General features: G+C 59.7%; 13 protein-coding genes, 1 tRNA gene and 3 pseudogenes. 7 read left to right on the top strand and 10 right to left on the bottom strand.

Annotation, left to right across the window (positions count from 1 at the left end; translation table 11 throughout):
• Positions 1–42: 42 nt before the first annotated feature.
• Together FHX09_RS16625 and FHX09_RS16620 are read right to left on the bottom strand one after the other, a co-directional pair.
• Entirely contained in the window at positions 43–630 is a 588-nt protein-coding gene (locus tag FHX09_RS16625) for a dual specificity protein phosphatase family protein (RefSeq protein WP_132590877.1), read from the bottom strand.
• A gap of 79 nt (positions 631–709) precedes the next feature.
• Positions 710–884 (bottom strand): annotated as a pseudogene (locus tag FHX09_RS16620) (JAB domain-containing protein); the annotation flags it as partial.
• 397 nt (positions 885–1,281) lie between these two features.
• Between FHX09_RS16620 and FHX09_RS16615 the strand changes: the two are divergent.
• A pseudogene (locus FHX09_RS16615) lies at positions 1,282–1,900 on the top strand (LysR family substrate-binding domain-containing protein); the annotation flags it as partial.
• A 447-nt stretch (positions 1,901–2,347) separates the two neighbouring features.
• Here the strand turns inward: FHX09_RS16615 and map are convergent.
• Entirely contained in the window at positions 2,348–3,184 is an 837-nt protein-coding gene (gene map, locus FHX09_RS16610) for a type I methionyl aminopeptidase (RefSeq protein ID WP_007797565.1), read from the bottom strand.
• A 566-nt stretch (positions 3,185–3,750) separates the two neighbouring features.
• On the bottom strand, positions 3,751–5,082 hold the full coding sequence (locus FHX09_RS16605; protein WP_184450393.1) for a DUF2778 domain-containing protein: 1,332 nt from the start codon (positions 5,080–5,082) through the stop codon (positions 3,751–3,753).
• Between the two features lie 312 nt (positions 5,083–5,394).
• Between FHX09_RS16605 and FHX09_RS16600 the strand changes: the two genes are divergently transcribed.
• A complete protein-coding gene (locus FHX09_RS16600) occupies positions 5,395–6,417 on the top strand; it encodes a methyltransferase (RefSeq protein WP_132590881.1) in 1,023 nt (340 codons plus the stop codon).
• A 25-nt stretch (positions 6,418–6,442) separates the two neighbouring features.
• Here the strand turns inward: FHX09_RS16600 and phaC are convergent, their stop codons facing one another.
• Positions 6,443–8,281 (bottom strand): class I poly(R)-hydroxyalkanoic acid synthase, encoded by a 1,839-nt coding sequence (gene phaC / locus FHX09_RS16595; RefSeq protein WP_132590883.1) that lies wholly within the window; start codon positions 8,279–8,281, stop codon positions 6,443–6,445.
• Between the two features lie 154 nt (positions 8,282–8,435).
• On the opposite strand from phaC, the gene FHX09_RS16590 reads away from it, so the two are divergent.
• The 4 genes from FHX09_RS16590 to recJ all read left to right on the top strand — a co-directional run bounded on the left by FHX09_RS16590 (position 8,436) and on the right by recJ (position 13,665).
• Positions 8,436–8,852, top strand: coding sequence for a hypothetical protein (locus tag FHX09_RS16590; RefSeq protein WP_132590885.1), 417 nt, complete (start codon positions 8,436–8,438; stop codon positions 8,850–8,852).
• 224 nt (positions 8,853–9,076) lie between these two features.
• A complete protein-coding gene (locus tag FHX09_RS16585; protein ID WP_184450391.1) occupies positions 9,077–10,294 on the top strand; it encodes an LL-diaminopimelate aminotransferase in 1,218 nt (405 codons plus the stop codon).
• 64 nt (positions 10,295–10,358) lie between these two features.
• A complete protein-coding gene (locus FHX09_RS16580) occupies positions 10,359–11,681 on the top strand; it encodes a homoserine dehydrogenase (RefSeq protein WP_132590888.1) in 1,323 nt (440 codons plus the stop codon).
• 181 nt (positions 11,682–11,862) lie between these two features.
• Entirely contained in the window at positions 11,863–13,665 is a 1,803-nt protein-coding gene (recJ, locus tag FHX09_RS16575) for a single-stranded-DNA-specific exonuclease RecJ (protein WP_132591006.1), read from the top strand.
• Positions 13,666–13,759: 94 nt separating this feature from the next.
• Here the strand turns inward: recJ and FHX09_RS16570 are convergent, their stop codons facing one another.
• The 3 genes and pseudogenes from FHX09_RS16570 to FHX09_RS16560 all read right to left on the bottom strand — a co-directional run.
• Entirely contained in the window at positions 13,760–15,004 is a 1,245-nt protein-coding gene (locus tag FHX09_RS16570; protein WP_132590890.1) for a glycosyltransferase family A protein, read from the bottom strand.
• 433 nt (positions 15,005–15,437) lie between these two features.
• Positions 15,438–15,512 (bottom strand) — tRNA-Glu (locus FHX09_RS16565).
• A gap of 239 nt (positions 15,513–15,751) precedes the next feature.
• Positions 15,752–16,044 (bottom strand): annotated as a pseudogene (locus FHX09_RS16560) (SAM-dependent methyltransferase); the annotation flags it as partial.
• Between the two features lie 204 nt (positions 16,045–16,248).
• Here FHX09_RS16560 and FHX09_RS16555 point away from each other — a divergent pair.
• Positions 16,249–16,683 (top strand): hypothetical protein, encoded by a 435-nt coding sequence (locus tag FHX09_RS16555; RefSeq protein WP_007790324.1) that lies wholly within the window; start codon positions 16,249–16,251, stop codon positions 16,681–16,683.
• 157 nt (positions 16,684–16,840) lie between these two features.
• On the opposite strand, the gene FHX09_RS16550 is transcribed toward FHX09_RS16555, so the two are convergent.
• Positions 16,841–17,614: an amino acid ABC transporter ATP-binding protein gene (locus FHX09_RS16550; RefSeq protein WP_007790325.1), complete on the bottom strand. Its 774-nt coding sequence runs from the start codon at positions 17,612–17,614 to the stop codon at positions 16,841–16,843.
• A 20-nt stretch (positions 17,615–17,634) separates the two neighbouring features.
• Positions 17,635–18,789, bottom strand: coding sequence for an amino acid ABC transporter permease (locus tag FHX09_RS16545; RefSeq protein ID WP_132590892.1), 1,155 nt, complete (start codon positions 18,787–18,789; stop codon positions 17,635–17,637).
• Between the last annotated feature and the right edge of the window lies 1 nt (position 18,790).

Here is an 18,790-nt window from a genome sequence, read left to right as displayed (position 1 = left end):
CCGGTAGCAGGTCAATGTTGCCGAATATTTTATGAGCGAATATCAGGACTCATGGAAGCCAAGTAGGGGTTCCAGCTTCTCGAAGGTGCGGTCCATGGCAAAGGCGCGGCTGATCGACAGCGCGATGTGGCCGTAAAAAATGGACATCTGCCCTTCTGCCACCTTCTCGTTCGTCTTGCTGACAGCGGCCAGATAGAGGGCCGATGCGAGCCCGGTGCGGTCGGCACCAGAGAGGCAATGGATCAGCAGCGGCTTCGGAGCGTCCTTCATGACTTGGATCAATTCCTTCGCTCGCTCCGGAGAAAGTTCCTTGTAAGCCGACATCGGGAAATCGATGTGCTCGATACCAAGTATCTTCGCTTGTTCGACTTCGGCGTTCCATGCTCGGCTGTTGGTCCCGCCGCGCAGATTGATGATCGTCCTTATCCCGTAACGCTTCGAGAAGTCGGTAATAGCTTGCGGGGATGGTTGCGACGAACGGTAGACTTCGCCGGCGACGACGGTGTGGAAGTTGTTCGTGGCTTTCAAATAGAGAGCATAGCTGCCAACGATGAGAAAGAGCAGGGCAATAAAGGACAGCGCTGCTTTCCTGGAGCGAGGAAATTGGCGAGAAGCGATCGTCGTCGTCATGAAGGTCTCGAAGCAGGATGGTTGTAGCTTTGTCGCTTTGCCACCCAAACCTGACGGACACCTGAAGCGGATTCGGCTCCTATGTCAGACGCAGCCCCTTGAGGCTCGCGTGACCGTCCTTGCCGATGCTGATGTGATCATGAACGGTGATGCCGAGCGGCTTTGCCGTATCGACGATCATCTTCGTCATGTCGATATCGGGGCGATGGCGTCGGATCGCCTGAGGGATGGTTGTGGATCAATATCGAGGAAGAAAAAGGCCTTGTTTTTCAGTGTAGTATCCATGTCAGCGGACGAGCTTGGGGGTGTCTGAAATACATGACGTTCTTTGACCATCCCGCCATATTCCGTCTGATCCTTCCCGCTTCCGGAAATGCGTGTTTTACGGCACGACCGCCTACTCGACGGGGCGATGAAGGGCGTGGCATTCCGGGCCTATGCCGAGCAGTCCTCGTTCCGACCCTCAGGTCAGGCGATATAGTCGTCATGGACATTGAAGGCGGATAAACAAACATGGATAGGACCCATGTTTGTCCGCCGGAAACCCGCTCAGCAAGCAGACGGCGTTCGGCAAGCCATTGAAGCCGCAGGCTGCAAGGGAGGTCTCTGCCTTGGACGCCATAGTGGCCGGTGGCCGCTGGCGGCAGTCGCATCCGCCAGATTAAGATCGGCACCGTCTATCCCGCCACCATGGGCATGCTGCCGACGTTCCTGTCGAAGATCGCCCGCAAGTTCCCCGACGTGAAGATCCACATCGCCGCGGGCAACACCGGCGACATCATCCCTGGAGAGCGGCCAGATCAATCTCGGCTTTATCCGGCCGGTGGAAAACATCGGCGCCTTGCGCTTCTTCTTGATTGCCCATGAACGCTACTATCTGGCGGTTGGCCATTGCAATCCGCTGGCAGAGCGCGACGAGATCAGCATCGACGATCTCAGCGATCAGAAGATCATCGCCTTTTCCCGGCAGAACCTGTCGTTTACCGAACGCTGCTTCAATGAGAAGTTCGAGGCATACGATCTGACGAAGAACATCGCCTATACCTGTGACGACACCTATTCGTTGGTGTCGCTCGTTTCGGCCGGGCTTGGCATCGGCTTTGTCCCGGAATGGACGCTGGAGCTTGCGAACCGCGCCTTTGAGCTGAAGAAGGTGAAGGGGGTCAACTTTAGGATCGGGCTGGGGGTTGCCTGGAACCGGGAGGACCCAACCGCCTCGCGCGACGACATTGTCGATATCGCCCGGTCGTTGGCGAGGGCAGGGCGGTGAGGGCCGCCGTGTTCGGCTAACCCTCACTGTTCCACCGCCCGTCGCCCGTGCCTCGCGTCCTGCCCGGGTTTGAGGTCCTGCCGGGCCCGCGCTGCCCCGCAATGGGTTTGCCGTCCTCCACTTTTGTTGCGGCCCTATCGGGTGCGGTCCAGCGCTTGCAGCCCGGCTTGCGGACCGCCGTAGCAGGTCGCGATGGTCGCGACCTCTTAAAAGCCCTGCTGGATGACGTCGGCGAAGTCGTGCTTGAAGATCTCCCGCGGTAACGCGCTTCGGCATTGGCTTGAGGACGAGGACGAGCCCGCCGGTTCCGCGCCTTCGCCATCGGCAAGGTTCTCCTGCTTCGCAACTGGGATCGAAAGGGGGAGAGGCCGGAGTGGTGTCCGGGGACTGGAAGCCGTGCGCTACCCCTTAAACAGCCCCCAGCATCCCAGAAGCGTCATCAAGCGCTCATCGGTTCAAGGGCGGAAGGCCGGGTCGGTCGAGACCACCGGGGGAAAGTGTGAATATCTCGCAGCCATCGGAAGTGACGCCGACCGTATGTTCGTATTGCGCTGAAAGCGAGCGGTCGCGCGTAACGGCAGTCCAGCCGTCCGCCAGCACTTTTACATGCGGCCGACCAAGGTTGATCATCGGCTCAATGGTGAAGATCATGCCTTCGCGTAGTTCCGGCCCTTCGCTCGCGCGACCATAGTGCAGGATATTCGGGGAGTCGTGGAACAGCGCACCGACGCCATGACCGCAGAAGTCGCGCACAACCGAACAGCGCTCGGCTTCGGCATAGGTCTGAATGGCTTCTCCGATCGCGCCTGTGCGGGCACCTGGCCGAACAGCTGATATGCCACGCAGAAGGGATTCGTAGGTCACCTCAAGCAGCCGCTCCGCTGCGCGCTTGATCGTGCCGACCGGATACATGCGGCTTGAATCGCCGTGCCAGCCATCGACCACGTAGGTCACGTCGATGTTGACGATATCTCCCTCGCGCAACGGCTTTGCATCCGGAATACCATGGCAGACGACATGGTTGATCGAGGTACAGGTCGATTTCGTGTATCCGCGATAGTTGAGGGTCGCCGGAATCGCGCCGTTGTCCATGCCGAACTCGAAAACGAAGCGATCGATTGCATCGGTCGGCAGGCCCGGCCTCACGACAGCGGCGAGCTCGTCGAGGCAACGTGCGGTCAGCTGGCAAGCCTTCCGCATTCCCTCGAAAGCTTCAGGACCGTAGAGCCTGATTGCGCCCGTGTTCTTCGATGGCGCGGACGAGGCTTCGATATAGTTCACCATTGCAGGCCCTTAGGATTGTCATTCTGGTACATAATGCAGCTATGCCGGGTTCGTCCATCGCGATCAATGGGTGGAATGTCATTTCTGGCTTAGTGGTCGCGTTGAACCGGCGCTGGCAGCTTTTCTGTGGCCCCACACGCCTTCGCCTTCACGCGATCCCTGCGGCCCGTGGCTTGATCCTGCGTGCTACTCGGACGAGGCACTGGAAATTGCTTCGCTGGAGAAAAAATATGGCACTTCCCAGCGCCCCGTTCGGCGGTTTGTGCCTCCAACTCCGGTCCCCCTGCATCCGCCGGCCGACGCTTGCGCGCCGCTGATGGCCTTGTGTGCCCTACAGGCACGTCCGGAGCGAAACTCAACACAGCATTGGCGCCGCGCCGCCATCCCGGAGGGAGACCATTTTCTGCGACCCGACTGCGAAAGCTTACGTCCTTCTTCCGCACCCGGCGCCGGTCCCGCCGCGCCGCAACGCCTTGCGATGTATCCGAAGATGGGACGGGGGAAGGATGGCATAGCCGCTCGCTATGGGGGAAATCGAGCGCGTCGTTTTTTAAGAACGCAACTGGTTAAGAACGCGACGAGAACAACGAAGCGAAGGTGGACGTCGGCTTGTTCGGCATGCTCGTGACCACAACCAGCTGACGGATCTGGCCACGTTTGAAGGCGGCGAGGAAGCGCTTGTAATCCTTGAGCGATACGCAGCCGTTGGAGTCGCCGCGGGCTCCCAGCATGTAGGTGTGCGCGAGTAGGCCATCGCGGTTGTAGATTGCGCCTGCGCCACCGACAGGGTGCAGGCGGATGGCCTCGACGCCGTGGAACAGGCTTTCTCGCATTGTCAGATTGTAGGTATGCGGCGGTGTCGGTCCGCGGTTCTTGGCATGCACATAACGCGGGTTGTCACGCATCTTGCCGAGGCCGGAATGGGCCTCCAGTCGTTCACCGTTTGGAAGGTAGACCATGTTGGCGGAAATGTCGTAGACCGCGACACCGTTGCGGGCGATGGGGGCAGACAGCCCCTTCTTCACGGTCGGCATTGCGTCTTCGTCATCATCGGAAGCGCCGGCATCCGGTCGGGCATAGGCCAGCACGGGTTCTGCCGGAGCGCTGCGATCGTTGGGCGTCGCCCGCTTCAAGCCATCGGGCCGGGCCATCGGCAAAGGGATAGAGGTGTCGCTGCCGCTCAGCACGAGATCGAACGGCTGGGTCATGGCCAGAGCCGACGGCTCGGTCGGTGCGGCAGGTGCAAGACTTGCAACCTCGACCGGACCTGGCTTAGCCGCGGCCGGCGGCACCTGTCCCTTAATGACGGCTGCGGGTCTTGCGGCGAGTGCCAGCAGGGCGGGTCCTTCGGCAGCCGCAACCTCATCTTTCGACGGGATGATAATGCGATCAGCCGAGGCAACAGCGACCGGTGTCGCCGTCACGGTGTCGTCTTTGATCGCGCGGGCTGGCTGGGCAGGCGTTGTCGCTGCAACAACCATTGCCGGCTGCTTGTTCGGAGAGCCTTCAGAAAGAGTAAGAGGTTCGGACTGCCCGACGAATGCTGCTGCCAGTGCAGCGGAGGGGGCGGCCACGTGAGCACCCCTTACCAGCGCCAGCTCGCTCTCCGTGCTCATGCGCAACCGCGAGAATTTCTTGACGTGAACGAGGCGCTGCGTGGGCTCGGTTTTGGCTATAACTGCAGGGGCAAGCGCGGCGTCGGCAAGCGGACCTGCGCTCGGATGCGGAGCCGGCGTGACCATATGCATGGTCGCGACTGTAGCGACGACCCACGCCGAAGCGGCAAACCCCGCGCCTATAAGAGCTGCACCTGAGAGAAAACGGAAAGGGCGACCGAAGCGAGAAATAGACGTACCTATGGGCCTGGTATTGGCAAACACATCGACCGCAAACGGCATAACACTCGTCTTTCACAACTCGTTACTAGGCCGGCGGTACTGACAGATTGATAATTTTCTTCGCCGGGGCCGGTATAGGAGCATCAGGGCCAAATTGCGGCTTAGCTAATATATCCAGTCAGCTGAGAGCATGACGAATTATGGTAACCAAAGTCTTTACGTGAGCGGTCAAGCTGTTCGAATTTGAACGGGTGCAGTTTCGGGCATTTCACGACCGTGGGCACGCCTCCTCCTTTGTCATGAGGTGTCGAAGAAAGCGGATTCTGCTATGAATGCCTCCCGTCGTGGAGTTCCAGGTTGGGAGGAAAGCCAATGTCTTCGACACATCCAGTGGCTCATGAGGAAATCTCGCCGGCCTTATTGGTCGATACGATGTTCGCATTCCGGAAAACGGCTGCGATGAAGGCGGCGATCGAATTCGACCTTTTCACGAAATTTGGTGGAAAAAGCCGTACGGCACAGGCGCTTGCGTCCGATTTGGGTTGCGCCGAGCGCGGCGTTCGCATTCTCTGCGATTTTCTGGTGATCTCAGAATTCCTGACGAAGAGTGGCGAAAACTACGCGCTGACGCCGTCCAGTCAGGTCTTTCTCGATCGACATTCACCCGCCTATATGGGGGCTGCGATCGATTTCCTTGCTTCGCCGCAAATGGTGTCGTTGTTCCTGGATGACCCGGCTGCCTACGTTCGCAACGGCGGCTCCGTCGGCTTGGCAAACGTTGCGCCAGACAATCCTGTATGGGTCAAGTTTGCGCGAGCCATGGGCGCGTTCACTGGCGCAAGCGCGAAGGCCGTGGCGTCTGAGGTTGCGACATGGTCAAAGCCTCTAAACAAGGTGCTGGACATTGCCGCCGGTCCCGGCGCTTTCGGGATCGAGATCGCCAAGGTGGCGCCATCGGCCAGCGTGGTTGCTCTCGATTGGAAGCCGGTTCTTGCGGTGACTGAGGAAAATGCGACGAATGCGGGGGTAGCCGCGCGCTTCACCTTCCAGCCCGGCAGCGCTTTCGAGGTCGATTGGGGCAGCGGCTATGATCTCATCCTGCTGCCGAACTTCCTCCATCACTTCGACGTCGATGGCTGCGTCACGCTATTGAAGAAGGCACGAGCAAGCCTGGTGCCCGGAGGCCGCGTGGCGATTGTCGAGTTCGTTCCGAACGAGGACCGCGTGTCGCCGGCGTTTCCGGCTGCCTTCGCTATGGTCATGCTGGCGACGACGCCGAACGGAGACGCCTACACAGAGCGGGAGCTTGCCGAGATGGCCAAATCGGCCGGTTTTCGTGTCGTCGCGACGAAGCCGCTGCCGCCATCACCGGCCAGCCTGATCTTCCTGGAGTAGAGAGCCGCCGCGTTTTTAGCGAACCTCAGGCTCGTTCCATGACATAGCTTCCTGGCGCCTCTTCGATGGCGTTGAGCGCAGCGCCGCCCGGCTTGCGGGCGGGCACGCGCTTGCCGTCCTTCGCCTCGATCCAGGCCTGCCAGTGTGGCCACCACGAGCCGGCATTCTCGGCTGCCTCTGTCAACCACGTCTCGTATTCGCCTTTTGCGGTGCCGCCGGTCCAGTATTGATACTTCTTCTTGTCCGGTGGGTTGACGACGCCAGCGATGTGGCCGGAGCCCGCCAGCACGAAATCGACCTTGCCGCCGAAGAACTGGCTGCCGAGAAACACCGACTTGGCCGGCGCGATATGATCTTCGCGGGTTGCGAGATTGTAGATTGGAATCTTGACGTCCTTCAGGGACAGCTTTTGACCGTCGAGGATCATCTCGTTCGCAGTCAATGCGTTCCTGAGGTAGCAATTGCGGAGGTAGAAGGCGTGGTTCGCCGCCGCCATGCGGGTGGAGTCGGCGTTCCAGAAGAGCAGGTCGAAGGGCATCGGATCCTGGCCCTTCAGGTAGTTGTTGACGAAATAAGGCCAGATCAGTTCAGAGGCCCGCAGCATGTTGAAGGCGGTCGCCATCTTCGACCCGTCGAGATAGCCGATCTCATCCATATGGGCCTCAAGCCGCCCAAGCTGCTCCTCGTCGACAAAGACCTTGAGATCGCCGGCATAAGTGAAGTCCACCTGCGTCGTGAAGAGGGTGGCCGTCTTGATCCGCTTGTTCTTCTCCTTGGCGTGCAGCGCCAGCGTTGCGGCAAGCAGTGTGCCGCCCACGCAGTAACCAACGGCGTTTGCTTCCTTCTCGCCCGTCGCTTTCTCGATTGTATCGAGGGCAAAGTCGATGCCTTCGCGAGCATAGGCGGCCCAATCCTTTTGTGCATGGCGCGCGTCCGGATTAACCCAGGAAATCACGAAAACGGTCTGTCCCTGGTCGACGCACCATTTGATGAATGATTTCTGCGGGTTGAGGTCGAGGATATAGAATTTGTTGATCCACGGCGGGCAGATGAGGAGAGGGCGCTTCAAGACCGTCTCTGTGGACGGCTCGTACTGGATGATCTGGCAGATCTCATTCTGCGCGATCACCTTGCCCGCGGTCAGCGCCATGTCGCGACCGACAGCGAATTTGGTCATGTCAGTCTGGCGAAGCTTCAAGTCGCCATGGCCTGAGACGATGTCCTCGGCAAGCATCTTCATGCCGCGCACCAGGTTTTCGCCGCTGGTCGCGATCGTTTCGCGGTAGAGCTGCGGGTTGGTGGCGACGAAATTAGTCGGCGAGAGTGCGGCCGTAATCTGTTTCACATAAAAGCCGGCCTTGTGCTTTGTGTGCTCGTCGAGGCCCTCGGTGTCGGCCACGATCTTCTCGGCCCAATCGGCGGTGATCAGGTAAACCTGCTTCAGAAATTCGAAGAATGGATTCTTCTGCCAGTCCTCATCGGCAAAGCGCTTGTCCTTGCGATCCGGTTCCGGCGTCGGCGTTTCGCCCTGCATGCGCTGCATCGAGCGCATCCAGATGCCGAAGTAACTGCTCATCAGCTGCGTCTGCGCCTCGAAGGTACGGCGCGGATCGGAGATCCAGTACTCGGTGACCTTGGAGAGCGTCTTGACCATGTCGGTCACCGGCTCTGCCGCATTTTCTGCGATCTTGCCACGTTCGCGTGGTGCGAGCCAGGCTGTCGCCGCTTTGCCGAGATTCTCGAGCGCACGGGCGAAATTGATCGCCATGGCCTCTGGATCTTTCAACAGGTATGGATCCAGGTCCTTTGCATCGAAGCCCGGGCCCTTTGCCTTGTCGCCGTTGTCCTTCTTGTTGTCGGTCACGCGTCTCCTCCGGCGGCAGCATGTTCCTGTAAATCGAGTTGTACATCTGGAAAGATCGATAAAACAAGTTCCGCTGATGCTCGCTCGTGCTATTGCTTTGTGGCGGCGACGAATTTAACAGTCGAAGCACCTCAGGATTTGGGACCTCTGGCACATGACGAAAAACGGCATTCGCACCATCGCAAACGTGACCTGCATCGCGCTCATTGGCGCCGCCGCGGCCATGACGCTTGCCGGATGCATGCAAACGCCCGAGGAGAAGGCCGCCTTCGCGGCCAGGCAAGCGGCGCCGACGCCCGTTGTCATGAACGCAACAAAGGGCGAGGTGCCGACCGAAAGCGGCCTGTCGCACTACAAGGACGGCTACCCGGGATTCGGTGCGCCGTTGACAGCCGCAAACGTTCAGATGGGTGACGATGAGGCCGGCGGGCTTCAGAAGAAGCTGACGGCGCTCGGCGCCCAACGCAAGGCGGGGACGATCTCGGAAGCCGAGTATCAGCGTCGCGTCGCTGAATACCGCAAGCTTGCCGCCGAACACGGTGCGCAAACGCTCTCCGAAATCGCCAATTAGGCCTTGCCTTCGCTGCGATTTGGAAGCAAAGCCTTCCAGCAGTGGCGGAAGATGAATTTTTCCCGATAATGCGCGGCCTGCGCGGCTTTCCGTCAAAGAAATGCCTTGCGACGCAAGTCTGATGAATACGGCGTTGGCGATTCTGAAGTTCGTATCGCGAACAGCCGGGAATTAGGACGAACTTCGAGCGCGGTCGTGGTGGCCGCATTTCCGTGGGGAAAGAAATGGAAGAGTTTCACAAAGTCCGGCGTTTGCCGCCTTACGTTTTCGAACAGGTCAACCGTTTGAAAGCGAGCGCGCGAGCGGGCGGGGCCGATATCATCGATCTCGGCATGGGAAACCCTGACCTTCCGACCCCGAAGGCGATTGTCGACAAGCTCTGCGAAGTCGTCCAGGATCCGCGCACGCATCGCTATTCGTCGTCCAAGGGCATTCCGGGTCTGCGCCGGGCCCAGGCTGCCTATTACGCCCGCCGCTTCGGCGTGAAGCTCAACCCGGACACCCAGGTCGTAGCCACGCTGGGCTCCAAGGAAGGCTTCGCCAATATGGCGCAAGCCATCACAGCGCCCGGCGACGTGATCCTCTGCCCGAACCCGACCTATCCGATCCACGCCTTCGGCTTCCTGATGGCCGGCGGTGTCATTCGGTCGATGTCGGTCGAACCGGACGAGAGCTTCTTCCCGCCGCTGGAACGGGCCGTTCGTCATTCGATTCCGCAGCCGCTGGCGCTGATCCTCAACTATCCGTCCAATCCGACGGCCTATGTGGCGACCCTGGACTTCTATAAAGACGTCATCGCCTTCGCCAAGAAGCATGACATCATCGTGCTTTCCGACCTTGCCTACTCTGAAATCTATTTCGATGGCGAGCCGCCTCCGTCGGTCCTGGAAGTGCCGGGCGCGATGGATGTGACGGTTGAATTCACCTCGATGTCGAAGACCTTCTCGATGCCCGGCTGGCGCATGGGCTTTGCCGTCGGCAACGAGCGCCTGATCGCGGCCTTGACACGCGTTAAGTCCTACCTCGATTACGGTGCGTTCACACCGATCCAGGTAGCGGCAACACACGCGCTGAACGGCGACGGCTCGGACATCGCGGAAGTCCGCAACGTCTACAAGCGCCGCCGCGACGTCATGGTGGATACCTTTGGCAAGGCTGGCTTCGAGGTGCCGCCACCGGCGGCGACGATGTTTGCCTGGGCCAAAATCCCGGAAAAGTTCCGTCATCTTGGTTCGCTGGAGTTCTCCAAGCTGCTCGTCGAGAAGGCCGATGTGGCGGTAGCGCCCGGCATCGGTTTCGGCGAAATGGGCGACGACTACGTGCGTCTGGCGCTTGTCGAGAACGAGCATCGGATCCGCCAGGCGGCCCGCAACATCAAGAAGTTCATGTCGACGGCAGACGAGACGATGCACAACGTCATCTCACTCAACGCACATCGCTGATATAATCCCCTCAATGGCAGCCGCTCCGGCGGCTGCCTTTCATGACAAATTTCAGGATCGATCCATGGCAGATGCCCTCAAAATCGGCATTGCGGGCTTGGGCACCGTTGGTGCTTCGCTTGTCCGTATCATTCAGCAGCGCAGCAACGAGCTGGCCGCAACATGCGGTCGCCCGATCCTGATTACGGGTGTTTCTGCCCGCGACAAGACCAAGGACCGCGGCATCGATGTCGGCGGCATCGAATGGTTCGATCGGCCGGAGGATCTGGCGGAGAAGGGCGACATCGATGTCTTCGTCGAACTCATGGGTGGGGTGAACGGCTCCGCTAACAGCTCGGTGCGCGCGGCGCTCGAACGCGGTCTCCATGTGGTGACTGCCAACAAGGCGCTGCTTGCCTATCACGGAGTCGAACTGGCGACGATCGCGGAAGAGAAGGGCGCGCTGCTGAACTTCGAAGCAGCGGTTGCCGGCGGCATTCCCGTCATCAAGGCGCTGCGCGAGTCGCTGACGGGCAACACGATTTCCCGCATCTACGGGATCATGAACGGCACCTGCAATTACATACTGACGAAGATGGAAAAGGAGGGCCTGTCCTTTGCCGACTGCCTGAAGGAGGCCCAGCGTCTCGGTTATGCCGAAGCCGATCCGGCCTTCGACATCGAGGGCAACGATACGGCCCACAAGCTTTCCATTCTCACGACGCTTGCCTTCGGAAACCAGATCGCAGCCGACGACATCTATCTCGAAGGCATCACCAATATCTCGATCGAGGATATCCACGCGGCAGCCGACCTCGGCTATCGCATCAAGCTGCTCGGCGTTGCCCAGCGGACGGATACCGGTATCGAACAGCGCGTGCATCCGACGATGGTGCCCGTCGATTCCGTTATTGCGCAGGTCGACGGCGTGACGAATGCCGTTGCGATCGAGTCCGATGTTCTCGGGGAGTTGCTGATGGTCGGCCCCGGCGCCGGCGGCAATGCAACGGCTTCGTCGGTACTAGGCGACATCGCCGATATCGCTAAAAGCCGCCCAGGCGCGCAGCGCGTGCCCGTTCTCGGTCATCCCGCCAAATCGCTCGAGCCCTACCGCAAGGCGCAAATGCAGAGCCACGAGGGCGGATATTTCATTCGCCTGACCGTGCTCGACCGTACCGGCGTGTTCGCAAGCGTTGCCACGCACATGGCGGAAAACCATATCTCGCTGGAGTCGATCGTTCAGCGCTCGAAGCAGCATCTGGCGCCGTCGCATCATCAGACGATCATCATGGTCACCCATGCGACGACCGAGGATTCCGTTCGCAAGGCGGTCGCTGCGATCAGGGGCGAGGGGTATCATGTCGGCGAGCCCCAGGTGATCCGCATCGAGCGCCCCAAGGAAGACTGAAAACTGTTCCCTCCGACCACATTGACCTTAACTAAGGCGCCGCAGCAGACTTGTTGCGTGCGTCCACAGCAAACGTCGCCCGCCTCGTCCAAAACCGTTGTGCGACCGCGCGAAGGCGCATAAAGCTGCCGATATCACTCCGGTCCCGGGGTGGTGACAAGCGATGAAGGCAGCAGGCGATATGGAGATTCCGGCCGATCCGGTGCAACGCGCGTTTCTGGGCGTCGAGAAGTCCGTCTTGGACAACCGTTGGATATCGCGCCTCGATCAAGCCGGTCAGAACCGGGCGCTCGCCATGTCTCAGATGCACGGGCTGCCGGAGCTTATTGCGCGCGTTCTCGCCGGACGTGGTGTCACTGTCGATGAGGCATTGGAATTCCTCGACCCGACGCTTCGTGGCCTGATGCCTGATCCCTATACCTTGACGGATTGCGAGAAGGCGGCCCAGCGGCTTGCCGAAGCGATCCGCAGCCAGCAGCAGGTCGCGATTTTCGGTGACTACGATGTTGACGGCGCTTCCTCATCGGCGCTCATGTTTCGCTTTCTCAAGCACTTTGGCGTCAAGGTCGATATCTATATTCCCGACCGCATTTTCGAGGGATACGGCCCGAACCCCGCGGCGCTCGGGAACCTGATCGACAACGGTGCACGACTGATCGTCACCGTCGATTGCGGATCGACCAGCCATGATGCGCTGGCCGAAGCTGCCAGGCGCAACATCGACGTTGTGGTGATTGATCACCACCAGGTGACACACGACTTGCCGACCTGCCATGCGCTGGTCAATCCGAATCGCGAGGACGATCTCTCCGGGCAGGGACATCTCTGCGCAGCTGGCGTCGTATTTCTTGTGCTCGTTGCGACGCTGCGCTTGTTGCGGGAGGCTGGCGATCCACGCGTGCGGTCGATCGACCTGCTGCAGTGGCTTGATATTGTCGCGCTTGCGACTGTGTGCGATGTCGTCCCGCTGAAGGGCCTGAACCGTGCCTATGTCGTCAAGGGGCTGATTGCCGCCCGTCATCAGGGCAATGCCGGCCTGTCCGCGCTGTTCCGCAAGGCGGGCCTTGCCGGGCCGGCAACGCCCTATCACTTCGGCTTCCTGATCGGCCCGCGCATCAATGCGGGCGGGCGCATCGGCGACGCCGCACTCGGCAGCCGCCTGCTCACACTGGACGACACGGGCGAGGCCGAGGCTATCGCCCAGCAATTGGATGAGCTCAACCGCGACAGACAGGCGATGGAAGCGGCAATGCTTCAGGAGGCGGAGGCCGAGGCGCTGGCGGAATACGGGGACGGCGAGGGTGCCTCGGTCATCGTCACCGCGCACGAAAAGTGGCACCCCGGCATCGTCGGCCTGATTGCCGCCCGTCTGAAGGAACGGTTCAAACGCCCGGCCTTTGCGATTGCCTTCGACCCATCCGGCAAGGGCACCGGCTCGGGCCGCTCGATCAACGGCTTTGACATGGGCAAGATGGTACGCGCGGCGGTGGACGAAGGCTTGCTGGTCAAGGGCGGCGGCCACGCCATGGCTGCTGGTCTCACGGTCGAGCGCGACAAGCTAGGCCTGCTGCGCAGTTTTTTTGACGAACGCGCCGAAAAGACGATTGCCGCACTCGTTGCCAACGAGACGCTGAAGATCGACGGTGCGATTGCTGCCAGCGGTGCAACGATCGATCTGATCGATCGCCTCGAGACGGCCGGCCCTTACGGATCGGGTCATTCTCAGCCGCTCTTTGCCGTTCCCGCTCATCGCCTTCGCGATTCCCGCCTGGTTGGCGAGAAGCATGTGAAGGTGACGCTCGAAGCCATGGACGGCGCCCGTCTCGACGGAATCGCCTTTCGGGCGGCCGATACACAACTGGGCAACCTGCTGCTGAACTCAAGGGGCTCCAGCCTGCACATTGCGGGTTCGCTTGGCGCAGATCACTATCAGGGCTCCCGACGCATCCAGCTGCGTGTTCAAGACGCCGCTCCTGCGCGATGAGGCCGACTGGCGTTGGCGGCCATGGTGCAGGCGCTGCCCTGAGCAGCGGCGATGCTTGGCGTGAACGCCACTCTATGGCGCAGCGACGGCAGCCTTAGACGAGAATGTGCTGCGTCAAGTCGCTTTCGATGAAGATCATGTTGGGCTTGTAGCCCAGCTCAAGGAATTTCTCGCGCCGAGCCATATCCGCCGCGAAGATCATCGTGCTTTCGACCTTCGTCGACGCGCTATCGTCCAGATCTGCGGTGACTTCGATTTCTGGTCCTAGACCGACGTCGCGAAGGAGTTCGGTGATCAATGCCGGATCAGCCATTCCGCTGAGAACGAGCCGGTCAACGCCTGCGGTCGCACTCACCTGGTAGGCCAGCGTCTGCATGGCGACCAGCATCGGGAAGGATTCTCGGAGTGCTGCGACCTCGGGGTGATCCGCCATGCCGCCAAGCGCCATGCGCGTGTAGAGTTCGTAGGCCTTGATGAAATCCTTGCGAACGGCCCAGAGGCGCACCGCCACCGCCATTCGGTTGAGGGTGAAGACCTTACACATTTGCTCAAAGATCGCGCGCGATTCCGGTCCCGTGTTGAGCTTTCCGCGCTTGGCGGCCATGTAGAGGAAATACTCAAGCCCGCCGCGATACTTGTCCCAGGCGACCATGACCTCTTCGTTGCCGGCCTGCGAGCGGTTGGTCGCCAGCTTCGAGTTGACAACAGAGCGATAGAAAGGCTGCTTGAGGAAGGCCACTCCGCCTTGATCCAGCACATGAGCGAGATAGGCAAAGAAACAGAAGCAAAAATCGCGCGGGACCCAGACGGATCGGAGTGCCGACGATCTGTAGATTGCGATTTCCGGGAAGATGTGCCGCTCGAAGATGAACTGAAACACCTCCACAAAATCATGCCGGCCAAACTTGATATCCTCGTCGACCTTATAGAAGGTCGTCAGGTCGCGGTCTGCGATCTCGTCGTAGAGATACCAGGAGGCGTGGCATGCGGACACGTCCGAATTTGCATCAAGATACGCGACGGCCGCGTTGACGCCATCTGGTATCAGGAAGTCGTCGTCGGCGAGATAGATCGAATACTCGCCCACTGCGTGGCGGAAGGTGCTTGCGATATTCTTGTATGGCCCACCGTTGACGGCACGGCGGTGATAGCGGATCGCAAGTCCCTTCGCGATAAACTCTTCGACGACCTGCGCCGTATTGTCGGTCGAGGCATTGTCGGAGATTACGATCTCGTACGGGAAGTCGAAGCTATAGGTTTCGCAATGCTCGAGTGCGTTGCGAAGATAGGCCTCTCGATTGTAGGTCGGGATGCAGATGCTGAGTTTGATGCCGCTCACTTGAATTGTCTCCGGGGGCAGGGACCTGTCGCCTTCATGGCAGCGGTCGAGGGGCAGGGTGCCCAAAAAATCGTGCGAATCGTGATTTCAGAGCCAGGCGCTGCGCCCGCAGACAACACAGAAAGCGTCGCCCCGCTTCTTCGATAGGGGAATGGCTCCCCAGCGAGCATCATGACTTTCACCAAGATCGCCTCCGCGATGGCGATATCTGCGCGGCTCGCTTGCCGGCAAAGATCTTGATGTGACTATCTATGGGGCCGAGATGGAGCGAGGCTTATGTCCGCTGCGGGAGGAGAAGCCGGCAATGCTCCGTGCGAAAGGAAATCGCAAGGAGGTAGTGGCTTCCCATAGAGAAGGAGACCACTAAGCGTGCTATATCGACAGCCTTAGCCGCTAAAGTGAACTGTCTATGATGCTGATTTTATTGAGAAAGTGGCACGCCCTAGGGGAGTCGAACCCCTCTTCCCAGAATGAAAATCTGGTGTCCTAACCGATAGACGAAGGGCGCTTCCTTCGTGGTGGCGCCCTTATAGTCAGGCACTTTGAATCCCGCAAGCGGCAAAACAAGAAAAAATCACCATGACGCGAATTTTTCCTTGCTTCGAGCTTTAAGCGCTCCGTGCGTCGCGATTATCACTTTGATATCGCTATATTATTAATTGTTCCACAAACTGTCGACGGCCCTGTGGAAAGTTTCGGTGGACGCGACCGGCCAGCGTCAGACGCGTCGTCAATGACGCAACTTCCTCAGGCGCGCACCTCGAAGACCATGTTGAATGGTGTTTCCGTGGCGCGGCGGAAATGCTTGAAGCCGGCAGCGAGGGCGACTTTCCGTAGCTTTGTTTCGCCTGTGCGTCGATTTCAACCTCTTGCGAGAGCGATGCCTGGGTGCAGATCATCGTCGACGCACCGTAGTAGACGCGACCGACCGGATTGAGGTTATCCTTCAGGCAGTCATGCGAGAAGGGTTCGACGACCAGCCAGGTTCCGTCCGCAGAGAGTGACTCCTTGACGTGCCTGCCGGCGCCGACCGGATCCCCCCATGTCGTGCAGCCGGCACCATACCACTGCCAGCATTTGCCGCGAAAACAACACTGTGGCATTGCGGGCAAACTGTTCCGTCTGCAGAAGGCGAGCGTGATCGTTGAACAAAATTAACGCGCTGGTTGCGCCAATTGTCGCGTTGACAAGAAAAATGGCGAGATCGATAGTTCGCTAGCCCCTAGAGGCGTGGAGGAAAGATCATGATGAAGCATGTGACTATTCTTGCATCCGTTTCCCTGCTCGGGGCGCTGGCGTTCGCAACGCCGTCCTCGGCGCTGAGCATGAAGGAATGCAGCGCAAAGTATAAGGCTGCCCAGGCTGACGGTTCTGCAAAGGACATGAAGTGGAATGATTTCCGCAAGGCGCAGTGCGGTCCGGATGCGACCGCGGAGCCGGATGTCACGCTCAATAGCGGCGAAGAACCGGCAAAGCCGACAATGACGGCGCCCAAGGGCGTTTCGTTCCCGACAGCCATTGCACCGAAGTATGCGAAGGAAACGCCCGGCAAGGGCCGGATGCACACCTGCGTCGACGCCTATCACCAGAACAAGGACGCCAATACGCTCAATGGTCTGAAGTGGATCCAGAAGGGCGGCGGCTTCTACAGCCTCTGCAACGCTAAGCTGAAGGGCTAATGGATCCATTCCTGATCTCGAAAGGCTCCGTTTTCGGGGCCTTCTACTTGTCGGGATACGGTGCTTGGTGCTCAAACTGAACCGCCACAAACGCCCCTGAAACGAAAAGGCCGCCGGAAACTCCGACGGCCTTGAATTGGGCGCTCGCCAAATCGGCCTAGTGCAAGATCTGGCTGAGGAAGAGCTTGGTGCGCTCGTGCTGCGGATTGTCGAAGAACTCTGCCGGCGAATTCTGCTCGACGATCTGCCCCTGGTCCATGAAGATAACACGGTTGGCGACCTGACGCGCAAAGCCCATTTCGTGAGTCACGCAGAGCATGGTCATTCCTTCCTCAGCAAGTCCGACCATGGTCTCCAGAACTTCCTTGATCATCTCAGGGTCGAGCGCCGACGTCGGCTCGTCGAAAAGCATGATCTTCGGGTTCATGCAGAGCGAACGAGCGATCGCCACACGCTGCTGCTGACCGCCAGAGAGCTGGCCCGGATACTTGTTGGCCTGCTCCGGGATCTTGACGCGCTTCAGGAAGTGCATGGCGATCTCTTCCGCCTGCTTCTTCGGCATCTTGCGCACCCAGATCGGTGCAAGCGTGCAGTTTTCCAGAATGGTCAAATGTGGGAAGAGGTTGAAGTGCTGGAAGACCATGCCGACTTCGCGGCGCACTTCATCGATCTTCTTCAGGTCGTTGGTGAGTTCGACGCCATCAACGATGATCTGGCCCTTCTGGTGTTCCTCCAGACGGTTGATGCAACGGATCATCGTCGACTTGCCGGAGCCGGAGGGGCCAGCAATGACGATGCGCTCGCCGCGCATCACCTTCAGATTGATGTCGCGTAGCACGTGAAAATCGCCGTACCACTTGTTCATGCCGATGATGTCGACGGCAACGTCGGTTGCCGAAACGGTCATCTTCTTAGGTTGAGCCTCAGCCATGTGTTCGTTCCCTTGATCTTTTATCGTTTGTGGCCGGTATCGAGATAGCGTTCCATAAAGCCTGAATAGCGCGACATGCCGAAGCAGAACAGCCAAAAAACGAAGCCAGCAAAAATCAGCCCGGTCAACGGCGTCACTGCGCTTGCCCAATTGGCGTCGGTAAAGTTGAACCGGACAATGCCAAGCAGATCGAACATGCCGATGATCGATACCAGCGAGGTGTCCTTGAACATGCCGATGAAGGTGTTGACGATACCGGGGATGACCAGCTTGATCGCCTGCGGCAGGATGACCAGCCGCATTTTCTGCCAGTAGCCGAGCCCGAGCGAATCGGCACCCTCGGACTGGCCCTTCGGGATCGCCTGCAGGCCGCCGCGGATGACCTCGGCCATATAAGCGGAGGCAAAGATCGCCACACCGATTAGCGCGCGCAAGAGCTTGTCGATGGTATAGCCGGCCGGCAAGAAGAGCGGCAGCATTACGCTTGCCATGAAGAGCACCGTAATCAGTGGGATGCCGCGAATGATTTCGATGAAGGCGACGCAGACCATCTTGATGACAGGCATATTCGAGCGTCGACCGAGCGCCAGAATGATACCGAACGGCAGCGACACCGCAATGCCGACGAACGACAGCACCAGCGTCACCATCAGGCCGCCCCAGAGCGGCGTGTCGACGATCTCGAGGCCGAAGCCGCCGTAAAGCAGCCAGAAGGCAAGAAGCGGCAGGACAGCAAACAGCAGAATGGCGTTGAGGCGCTTGAACGGCGCCTTGGGGATCAGCATGGGTGCGAGCAGCAGCACGAACAAGATCCCGACGATTGTCGGGCGCCAGCGCTCATCGAGGGGATATCGACCGAACACGAACTGGTCGAGCTTTGCATTGACGAATGCCCAGCAGGCGCCGCTCCAGCCGTCGGGCTGAGTGCCGCCCTGAACGGCGGTTGCGCAGAACGTGCGGTCCGTTCCGCTCCACACGGCCTGAATGAACAGCCAGTTGATCATATGCGGCAGCGCCCACGCCAGGAAGGTGACAGCAATGACGGTCAGGACAATGTCCTTGGGCGTTGCCAGCAGGTTCTTGCGAACCCACGCCCACGCGCCGCTTTCGCTGCGCGGTGCTGGCGCCGGGTCGATAAAGGCGGTCCTGACGAAGGATTGGCTGGATACCGACATC

This window comes from Rhizobium sp. BK538 (assembly GCF_014197575.1).
Taxonomy (GTDB): Bacteria; Pseudomonadota; Alphaproteobacteria; order Rhizobiales; family Rhizobiaceae; genus Rhizobium.
The sequence above is the reverse complement of the archived record's forward strand: the minus strand, read 5'-3'. Positions and strand labels throughout refer to the sequence as shown.

Excerpts from the sequence above, each read along its gene's own strand:
- FHX09_RS16550 (WP_007790325.1), bottom strand. The coding sequence starts at position 17,614 with ATGGCTGAGGCTCAACCTAAGAAGATGACCGTTTCGGCAACCGACGTT.
- map (WP_007797565.1), bottom strand. The coding sequence starts at position 3,184 with ATGGTGAACTATATCGAAGCCTCGTCCGCGCCATCGAAGAACACGGGC.
- FHX09_RS16585 (WP_184450391.1), top strand. The coding sequence starts at position 9,077 with ATGGAAGAGTTTCACAAAGTCCGGCGTTTGCCGCCTTACGTTTTCGAA.
- FHX09_RS16625 (WP_132590877.1), bottom strand. The coding sequence starts at position 630 with ATGACGACGACGATCGCTTCTCGCCAATTTCCTCGCTCCAGGAAAGCA.
- FHX09_RS16580 (WP_132590888.1), top strand. The coding sequence starts at position 10,359 with ATGGCAGATGCCCTCAAAATCGGCATTGCGGGCTTGGGCACCGTTGGT.
- FHX09_RS16545 (WP_132590892.1), bottom strand. The coding sequence starts at position 18,789 with ATGTCGGTATCCAGCCAATCCTTCGTCAGGACCGCCTTTATCGACCCG.
- FHX09_RS16590 (WP_132590885.1), top strand. The coding sequence starts at position 8,436 with ATGACGAAAAACGGCATTCGCACCATCGCAAACGTGACCTGCATCGCG.
- FHX09_RS16605 (WP_184450393.1), bottom strand. The coding sequence starts at position 5,082 with ATGCCGTTTGCGGTCGATGTGTTTGCCAATACCAGGCCCATAGGTACG.
- FHX09_RS16600 (WP_132590881.1), top strand. The coding sequence starts at position 5,395 with ATGTCTTCGACACATCCAGTGGCTCATGAGGAAATCTCGCCGGCCTTA.
- FHX09_RS16555 (WP_007790324.1), top strand. The coding sequence starts at position 16,249 with ATGATGAAGCATGTGACTATTCTTGCATCCGTTTCCCTGCTCGGGGCG.
- recJ (WP_132591006.1), top strand. The coding sequence starts at position 11,863 with ATGGAGATTCCGGCCGATCCGGTGCAACGCGCGTTTCTGGGCGTCGAG.